This window comes from Streptomyces sp. NPDC054840 (assembly GCF_053611065.1).
In genome coordinates, this window is the sequence record NZ_JBSGZP010000307.1 from 1 (window position 1) to 8,277 (window position 8,277).

At 67.8% G+C, this 8,277-nt stretch carries 9 protein-coding genes; 6 read left to right on the forward strand and 3 right to left on the reverse strand.

The genetic code is table 11. From position 1 onward, the window contains the following. Positions 1-371 precede the first annotated feature (371 nt). The 3 genes from ACWGIU_RS21455 to ACWGIU_RS21465 all read right to left on the reverse strand — a co-directional run bounded on the left by ACWGIU_RS21455 (position 372) and on the right by ACWGIU_RS21465 (position 3,839). A complete protein-coding gene (locus tag ACWGIU_RS21455) occupies positions 372-1,829 on the reverse strand; it encodes a catalase (RefSeq protein ID WP_453708083.1) in 1,458 nt (485 codons plus the stop codon). A gap of 210 nt (positions 1,830-2,039) precedes the next feature. Next, positions 2,040-2,930: a 2-hydroxy-3-oxopropionate reductase gene (locus ACWGIU_RS21460; RefSeq protein WP_373041525.1), complete on the reverse strand. Its 891-nt coding sequence runs from the start codon at positions 2,928-2,930 to the stop codon at positions 2,040-2,042. 75 nt (positions 2,931-3,005) lie between these two features. Further along, positions 3,006-3,839: a TIM barrel protein gene (locus ACWGIU_RS21465; RefSeq protein WP_453708086.1), complete on the reverse strand. Its 834-nt coding sequence runs from the start codon at positions 3,837-3,839 to the stop codon at positions 3,006-3,008. A gap of 180 nt (positions 3,840-4,019) precedes the next feature. Between ACWGIU_RS21465 and ACWGIU_RS21470 the strand changes: the two genes are divergently transcribed. The 6 genes from ACWGIU_RS21470 to ACWGIU_RS21495 all read left to right on the forward strand — a co-directional run bounded on the left by ACWGIU_RS21470 (position 4,020) and on the right by ACWGIU_RS21495 (position 8,252). Beyond that, positions 4,020-4,271: a thiamine-binding protein gene (locus ACWGIU_RS21470; protein WP_078851107.1), complete on the forward strand. Its 252-nt coding sequence runs from the start codon at positions 4,020-4,022 to the stop codon at positions 4,269-4,271. Continuing rightward, the gene (locus tag ACWGIU_RS21475) at positions 4,268-4,666 is read left to right on the forward strand and encodes a helix-turn-helix domain-containing protein (RefSeq protein ID WP_453708088.1); all 399 of its coding nucleotides are present in this window, start codon (positions 4,268-4,270) and stop codon (positions 4,664-4,666) included. Before ACWGIU_RS21470 ends, ACWGIU_RS21475 begins: the two co-directional genes overlap by 4 nt. Before the next feature lie 154 nt (positions 4,667-4,820). After that, positions 4,821-5,342 (forward strand): 2-oxo-4-hydroxy-4-carboxy-5-ureidoimidazoline decarboxylase, encoded by a 522-nt coding sequence (uraD, locus tag ACWGIU_RS21480; protein WP_453708090.1) that lies wholly within the window; start codon positions 4,821-4,823, stop codon positions 5,340-5,342. Between the two features lie 2 nt (positions 5,343-5,344). Beyond that, positions 5,345-5,734 (forward strand): hydroxyisourate hydrolase, encoded by a 390-nt coding sequence (gene uraH, locus ACWGIU_RS21485; protein ID WP_453708092.1) that lies wholly within the window; start codon positions 5,345-5,347, stop codon positions 5,732-5,734. A 1-nt stretch (position 5,735) separates the two neighbouring features. Beyond that, complete coding sequence (gene pucL, locus ACWGIU_RS21490; protein WP_351156624.1) at positions 5,736-6,659, forward strand: factor-independent urate hydroxylase; 924 nt, start codon at positions 5,736-5,738, stop codon at positions 6,657-6,659. A 189-nt stretch (positions 6,660-6,848) separates the two neighbouring features. After that, positions 6,849-8,252, forward strand: a complete 1,404-nt coding sequence (locus ACWGIU_RS21495) for an 8-oxoguanine deaminase (RefSeq protein ID WP_453708094.1) — start codon at positions 6,849-6,851, stop codon at positions 8,250-8,252. The last annotated feature ends 25 nt before the right edge of the window (positions 8,253-8,277 follow it).

An 8,277-nucleotide genomic window follows, 5' to 3' on the forward strand; every position in this document is an offset into this window, starting at 1 on the left:
GCACGGGACCGTCCGTGCCTCGGCGCTCTGGTTTGTTACCGCCCGACGGTGCGAGGCTGGCGCGACAGGACGTTCGCACCGCCGGGCGGAGTGTGTGGGGAGGTGGGGACCTCCGTGTGCAGGGGGCTCTGTGCGTAGCCCCTGTACGAGGAGGATTGGCTGGGACCGTGGCGGGCGGGCGACGAGAACTCCGGCGTCGTCTCCCTCAGGTCAAGAGACGGGCCTCGGAACCCATTACCACCGCACTGGCTCGCACGCTCGCCACGGTCCTCGTCCTGCCCTCACTGCGTACCACCCCTCATCCGGGCAAGCAGCTCGGGCCGGCACCCGGGGCCTGACCTCCCGTCAGGCCCCCGGTACAACTGGGTGGCTCAGGCGTCGCGCAGGGCGCGGACGGCCTCCTCGACGCGCTTGCCGTAGTCGGCGTCGGCGGCGTGGAAGTGAGCCAGGTTCTTTTCGATGACGTCTTCCAGGGTGACCTGGGAGAGGCCGCCGGCGATGTTCGCCACCAGACGCTGCTTCTCGGCCTCCGACATCAGGCGGTAGAGCTCACCGGCCTGGAAGAAGTCGTCGTCCTTGGTGTGGGCCGGGGCCTCGTGGGTGCCCGTGTAGCCGGAGACGGCCTTCGGGGCGCCCAGCGCCAGACCGGTCTCGGCCGGACCCTGGTACGAGTTGGGCTCGTAGTTCTTGTCGTGGCGCGAGCCGTTGCGCAGCGCCATGACGCCGTCGCGGCCGTAGTTGTCGGCCTTCGTGGCCTTCGGGGCGTTGACCGGCAGCAGAGTGTGGTTCACGCCGAGGCGGTAGCGCTGGGCGTCGGCGTACGCGAAGAGACGGCCCTGGAGCATCTTGTCCGGCGAGGCGGTGATGCCCGGGACGAAGTTGTTCGGGGAGAAGGCGGCCTGCTCGACCTCGGCGAAGACGTTGTCCGGGTTGCGGTCGAGGACCAGACGGCCCACGCGCTGCAGCGGGTAGTCGCTGTGCGGCCACACCTTGGTAAGGTCGAACGGGTTGAAGCGGTAGTCCGCGGCCTCGGCGGCGGGCATGATTTGCACGTACAGGGTCCACGAGGGGTTCACGCCGCGCTCGATGGCCTGCAGCAGGTCGGTCTGGTGCGAGTTCGCGTCCTTGCCGACGAGCTCGGCGGCCTGCTCGCCCGAGAGGCTGCGGATGCCCTGGTTCGTCTTGAAGTGGTACTTGACGAAGAAGGCCTCGCCCTGCTCGTTCGTCCACTGGTACGTGTGGGAGCCGTAGCCGTTCATGTGACGGTACGACGCGGGGATGCCGCGGTCACCCATGAGCCAGGTGATCTGGTGCGTCGCCTCGGGGGCGTGCGCCCAGAAGTCCCAGACGTTGTCCGGCTCCTGCTTGCCCGTGAAGGGGTCGCGCTTCTGGGAGTGGATGAAGTCGGGGAACTTGATGGGGTCCTTGATGAAGAACACCGGGGTGTTGTTGCCGACGAGGTCGTAGTTACCCTCTTCGGTGTAGAACTTGAGCGCGAAGCCGCGCGGGTCGCGGACCGCGTCCGCGCCGCCCAGCGAGTCGGCGACGGTGGAGAACCGCAGGAAGGTCTCGGTCTTCTTGCCGACCGTGTTCAGGAACGCGGCGCTGGTGTACGCGGTGACGTCGTCGGTCACCTCGAAGTAGCCGTACGCGGCCGAGCCGCGGGCGTGCACCACACGCTCCGGAATGCGCTCACGGTTGAAGCGGGCGAGCTTCTCCAGGAGCTGCTGGTCCTGGACCAGGAGCGGGCCACCGACGCCGGCGGTGGCGGAGTTCTGATTGTCGGCGACCGGGGCGCCGGACTCGGTCGTCAGCGTGCGCTTCGACATGGTGACCTTCCGTACGGGGTAACTGCTGACGGAAAGCGTCTTCCGTCATGCGGAACAGCCTAAATTCGGCTCGAACTAAACGTCAACAGTTTGTTGAACGAAGTTGAGTGTGAGTGGTGATCCGGACGGCGCCGGCACTTGGGCGCGACAGGACAGGTGTCAGCACCGGCGCCATCCGGAAACTCAGGTCCCCTTCGAGAGGGGAGGTGCTCAGATCTGAGCGCCGGAGAGGCGCTCGACCGCGCGGAGCAGGGCGGAGTGGTCCAGGCCGCCGTCACCCTGGGCGCGCAGCGAGGCGACCAGCTGGGCGACGACCGCGCCGACCGGGAGGGCGGCACCGACGTTGCGGGCGGCGTCGGTGACGATGCCCATGTCCTTGTGGTGCAGGTCGATCCGGAAACCGGGCTTGAAGTCGCGGTTCAGGAAGTTGTCCTTCTTGCGGGTCAGGACGGTGGAGCCGGCCAGACCGCCGTTGAGGACGTCAAGGGCGGCCTGGAGGTTCACGCCGGACTTCTCGAGGAAGACGACGGCCTCGGCGCACGCCTGGATGTTCACCGCGACGATGAGCTGGTTGGCGGCCTTCACCGTCTGGCCGGACCCGTGCGGACCGCACAGGACGATGACCTTGCCGAGGGCTTCGAGGACCGGCAGGGCCTCGTCGAAGTCGGCCTGCTCGCCACCCACCATGATCGACAGGACGGCCTCGATGGCGCCGGCCTCGCCGCCGGACACCGGGGCGTCGATGACGCGGATGCCCTTGGCGGCGGCGTTCTTGGCGAGGTCGACCGAGGTCTGCGGGGTGATCGACGACATGTCGATGATCAGCGCACCGGACTTCGCGTTCTCCAGGATGCCGTTCTCACCGTAGGAGATGGCCTCGACCTGCGGGGAGGCGGGCACCATCGTGATGATGACGTCGGCGTCCGCCACTGCCTCGGCGATCGAGCCGGCCGCGGAGCCGCCGGCGGCGGCCAGGCGGTCCAGCTTGTCCTGCTCCAGGGTGAAGCCGGTGACCGAGTAGCCGGCCTTCAGGAGGTTCTCGGCCATGGGGGAGCCCATGATGCCGAGCCCGATCCACGCGATCTTGGGGAGGTTGCTCATGATGAGGGTCCTTCTCTTAATGCTTTGTACGAAAAGTTCGTGACGTGCCTGGCGGATCGCCTGGACTTGGTCCGCCTACTTCGCGGCGCGGGCCTCGGCCGGCAGCCATGCGAAGGAAGCGGCAGCGTCGGCGGCCTTGTACTCCAGGCCTACGTAGCCCTCGTACCCGGCCTTCTTCAGCTGGTCGAGCAGCTCCTCGAGGGGCAGCTCGCCGGTGCCGGGGGCACCTCGTCCGGGCTTGTCCGCGATCTGGACGTGCCCGGTCTTGGCGGCGTACTTTTCGATGACCTCGGAGAGGTCCTCATCGTTCATCGCCACGTGGTAAAGGTCGAGCAGGAACTTGGCGTTCCCGAGGCCGGTGGCCTCGTTCACCTTGTCCACCACCTCGATGCCGGCCGGGGCGCTCACCAGCGGGTAGAGCGGGGTGTGGGGGTGGTTGTGGGTCTCGCTCTGGGGGAGCGCGCCGCGGGGGCCCGCGGCCGGGGCCGCCACGACCAGGTCCTCCCGGGCGCGCCCGCCCCCCACGGCCGGGTCCACGCCTTCGACGCGGTTGCCGTAGAGGGCGTTCAGTGCCTTGCAGCCGACCGAGGCCGCGAAGTCCGCGGCCACGTTGATGTTGGCGTTGAAGCGCTCCGACTCCGCGCCGGGAACCGAGACCGCACCGCGGTCCGGGCCCGGCAGCTGGCCGGCGTAGAAGTTCAGACCCACCAGCTGGGTGCCGGCGTCCTCAAGAGCCTTCTTGAGGGCGTCGAGCTCCTCCTGTGCCGGGGTGGGGGTCTCGATCCAGGGCCACCACAGCTCGACCGCCGTGAAGCCCGCCGCGGCGGCGGCCGCGGGACGCTCCAGAAGCGGGAGTTCCGTGAAGAGGATCGAAAGGTTTACATCGAAGCGCTGGTCCGTGTATCCCATGAGGGGTGTGCGCTCCTTCCGTATTGCGGAAGTTGTTTTCTGCTTGATGGAAGACTGCATGGGGTTCCGCGCGGATGTCAAGTGCGCATCCCCGAAAAAACTCGCCCGCCCGTCGCCCTGCCGCCACCCCTCGGGGAGCCGCTGTCGCGCCGCCCCTTCCTGCCCGGGTAGCTTGACGGCGTGCGATTGAGAGTGGAGTTCACGACCGAGCCCTTCGATCTGGAAGAGGCTCCTGCCCATGCCGTGGCGGCCCGCGAGGTCATCCAGAAGGCCCAGCTGGACGCGGTGGACGTCGGCCCGTTCGGCAACACCGCCGAGGGTGAGGCCGACCGGGTGCTGGCCGCGGTGGAGGCGTTGCTGCGCGACTCCCTGGAGGCCGGCGCCACGCGTGTCTCGCTCCAGGTCAATGTGATCGGGGAGGAGATGTCATGACCGAGCCCCGCGACCACCCCTTCGTCGCCGCGGTCAAGCCGCTGGTGGACGCCATGGGCGGCGAGCTGATGGATCCGGCCCTGGCGCAGCCCGACGACGTCGTTCTGGCCTGGGAGGGTCAGGAGCTGCTGGCCGTGCGTCTGCCGCAGCTCTCGGACTCGCTGGATCACATCCTGGCGGCCCTGGAGCGCCGGTACGGCGTACCGTTGGCTCAGCTGGACCGGAAGGCCAAGCAGGACGTCGTGCGGATACTGGAGGCGCGGGGCGCCTTCTCCGTGCGGCACGGCGTGGAAACGGTCGCGGGTGCTCTGGGCGTCAGCCGCTTCACCGTCTACAACTATCTGAACCGGGATGCGAACGCCCCGAAGGGGACAACCAAGAGCAGCCAGGAGTGAACGCAGGCTGACTCGCGGTGACGAGCCGCCGCCCGATTCACCCGGGCGGCGGCTTTTGTGTACAGGGAGTTTCAACAAAGTGTTGACGCCGTGTTGTCGAGGGCGTTAGCTATGCGCAGCCCGTCAAAGCAACAACAGGCCACGGAGGCCTACCGTGACTTCGAGTCCGACCCCGGGTCTCACCCGGTTCAACACCTTGGACGACAGCGCGGCCACGGCCGAGCTGCACGAGGTGTGCGCCAGTTCGGCGTGGGGGAGCAAGATGCTCGCCCAGCGCCCCTTCGCCACCGTGGAGTCCCTGTTCGCCGCGAACGAAGCCGCCATGGCGGAGCTCACCGCGGACGACCTGGGCGAAGCGATGGGAGGCCACGCGCCGATCGGCCGGCCGAAGCCGGGAGACCCGACCTCCGCCCGCGAGCAGCGCGGCATGGCCGGTGCCCCGGAGGAGCTCAAGAACGAGCTCCTCGAACTGAACCTGGCCTACCAGGACAGGTTCGGCCACGTCTTCCTCATCTGCGCCACCGGTGCGACCGGTGAGTTCATGCGTGACGCGGTCAAGGTCCGGATCGACAATTCGCCGGAGCAGGAGCGGGAGATCGCCCGCGGCGAGCTCGTCAAGATCAACAAGATCCGCCTCACCCGCCTCGTCGAACACGCAGAAGCAGAAGGAGCGTGACCATGAGCCCCGAGACCACCGCGTCGGTGTCCACGCACATCCTGGACACCAGCATCGGCAAGCCCGCCGAGGGCGTCGCCATCTCCCTGTCGGCCCGCACGGGGCTCGACGGCGAGTGGGCGGCCCTGGGCGGCTCCGCCACCGATGCGGACGGGCGCTGCAAGGACCTGCCGGCGCTGCCGGAGGGCACCACCCACGTGCGTCTCGATTTCGAGACCGAGACGTACTTCTCAAAGAAGCAAGCCGAGGCGCAGCAGGACGCCCCCCGCGTAAGGGACAGCGGTGCGTTCTTCCCCGAGGTCACCATCACCTTTGCGGTGAACCCCGGCGAGCATTACCACGTACCGCTGCTGCTCAACCCGTTCGGCTACTCCGTTTACCGAGGGAGCTAGCATGGCCACGATTCTGGGCCAGAACCAGTACGGCAAAGCAGAGAACCGCGTCGTCAAGATCACGCGGGACGGCGACACGCACCACATCAAGGACCTGAACGTCTCGGTCGCCCTCTCCGGCGACATGGACGACGTCCACTACTCCGGCTCGAACGCCAACTGCCTTCCGACGGACACCACCAAGAACACGGTGTACGCGTTCGCCAAGGAGTATGGCATCGAGTCCGCCGAGCAGTTCGGCATCCACCTGGCGCGCTGGTTCGTCACCAGCCAGGAGCCGATCAAGCGCGCGCGCATCCGGATCGAGGAGTACTCCTGGGACCGGATCGCCACCTCGGACGCCAACTCCAAGTTCATCGGCTCCGACGAGGTGAACCACTCCTTCGTCCGCCAGGGCATGGAGACCCGCGTCACCCAGATCACGTACGACGGCACGAACTGGGAGGTCATCTCCGGCCTCAAGGACCTCGTCGTCATGAACTCCACGAACTCCGAGTTCTGGGGTTACGTGAAGGACAAGTACACGACGCTGAAGGAGGCCTACGACCGCATCCTGGCCACCCAGGTGTCGGCTCGCTGGCGCTTCAACTGGTCGGACGACGAGCAGCGGATGCCCAACTGGGAGAAGTCCTACGCCGAGGTCCGCAAGCACATGCTGCAGGCCTTCGCCGAGACCTACTCCCTGTCGCTGCAGCAGACCCTGTACCAGATGGGTTCGCGCATCATCAACCACCGTTCGGAGATCGACGAGGTCCGCTTCTCGCTCCCGAACAAGCACCACTTCCTCGTCGACCTGGAGCCCTTCGGCCTCAAGAACGACAACGAGGTGTACTTCGCCGCGGACCGTCCCTACGGTCTGATCGAGGCCACTGTTCTCCGGGACGGCGTCGACGCCCGCATTCCCGTGGACATGACCAACCTCTGACGCGGCAGCGCGTCCCGGGGCCCCGCAGTGGCCCCGGGACCGCGCGACACTCCCCAGCTTCCTGAATCGGCACCCGGACGTATCACACGGGGCGGCAGTACTGTCAGCTGTCAAGGCCCCCGGCTCCGGCACTCAAATCTCCTGGGCCTTGCCGTGCCCGCACCGCCACTGAAAGCACGAGGAAGTCCCATGGCAGCATCGGCAGCCCCTGACAGCGCGGTCGAGCGCATCGTCATCGAGAACTGTGCGATCGCGACCGTCGACGCCAACGACACCGAGTACGCCTCGGGCCACGTGGTCGTCGCCGGCAACAGGATCGAGTTCATCGGTGCGGGCAAGGCCCCCGAGAACCTCGACAATGTCGTTCGCCGGATCGACGGCACCGGGCACCTCGTGACCCCCGGTCTGGTCAACACCCACCACCACTTCTACCAGTGGATCACGCGTGGTCTGGCCACCGACCACAACCTCTTCGACTGGCTGGTCGCGCTGTACCCCACGTGGGCGCGCATCGACGAGCAGATGACGTACACGGCCGCGCAGGGCTCCCTCGCCGCGATGGCCAAGGGCGGTGTGACCACCGCGATGGACCACCACTACGTCTTCCCCAAGGGTTCCGGCGACCTGTCCGGCTCGATCATCCGCGCCGCGTCCGAGATGGGTGTCCGCTTCACCCTCGCCCGCGGCTCGATGGACCGCAGCGAGAAGGACGGCGGCCTGCCGCCGGACCACGCCGTCGAGACCCTCGAAGGCGCGCTCGCCGACACCGAGGCGACCGTCAAGAAGTTCCACGACGCGTCCTTCGACTCGATGACCCAGGTCGCCGTCGCCCCGTGCTCCCCCTTCTCGGTCTCCACCGAGCTGCTGAAGCAGGGCGCCGAGCTGGCCCGGCGACTGGGCGTACGCATGCACACGCACGGCTCCGAGACGGTCGAGGAAGAGCAGTTCTGCAAGGAACTGTTCGGCATGGGCCCGACCGACTACTTCGAGTCGACCGGCTGGCTCGGCGAGGACGTGTGGATGGCGCACAGCGTCCACATGAACGACTCGGACATCGCCGCGTTCGCCCGTACCAAGACCGGCGTCGCGCACTGCCCGTCCTCCAACGCCCGTCTGGCCGCCGGCATCGCCCGCGTCCCGGACATGCTTGCCGCCGGTGTCCCGGTCGGCCTCGGCGTGGACGGCACCGCCTCCAACGAGTCCGGCGAGCTGCACACCGAGCTGCGCAACGCGCTGCTGATCAACCGCCTGAACCCGGTCCACCGCGAGCGCGCCCTGAACGCGCGCCAGGCCCTGCGCCTCGGTACGTACGGTGGCGCCCAGGTCCTCGGCCGCGCCGACAACATCGGTTCGCTGGAGGTCGGCAAGTGCGCCGACCTGGTGCTGTGGAACCTGAACACCTTCCTGCACTCCTCGATCGCCGACCCGGTCACCGCACTGGTCTTCGGTGCGGCGGCCCCGGTCACCGCGTCGTTCGTCAACGGCAAGCAGATCGTCGAGAACAACCGGCTCCTCTTCGCCGACGAGGACGCCATCGCCGTGTCCACGCGGGCAGAGGCCCAGCGCCTCGCGCGGATCTCCGCGCAGGCCTGACCCACGGAGTCCGGCCGGGGGGGAC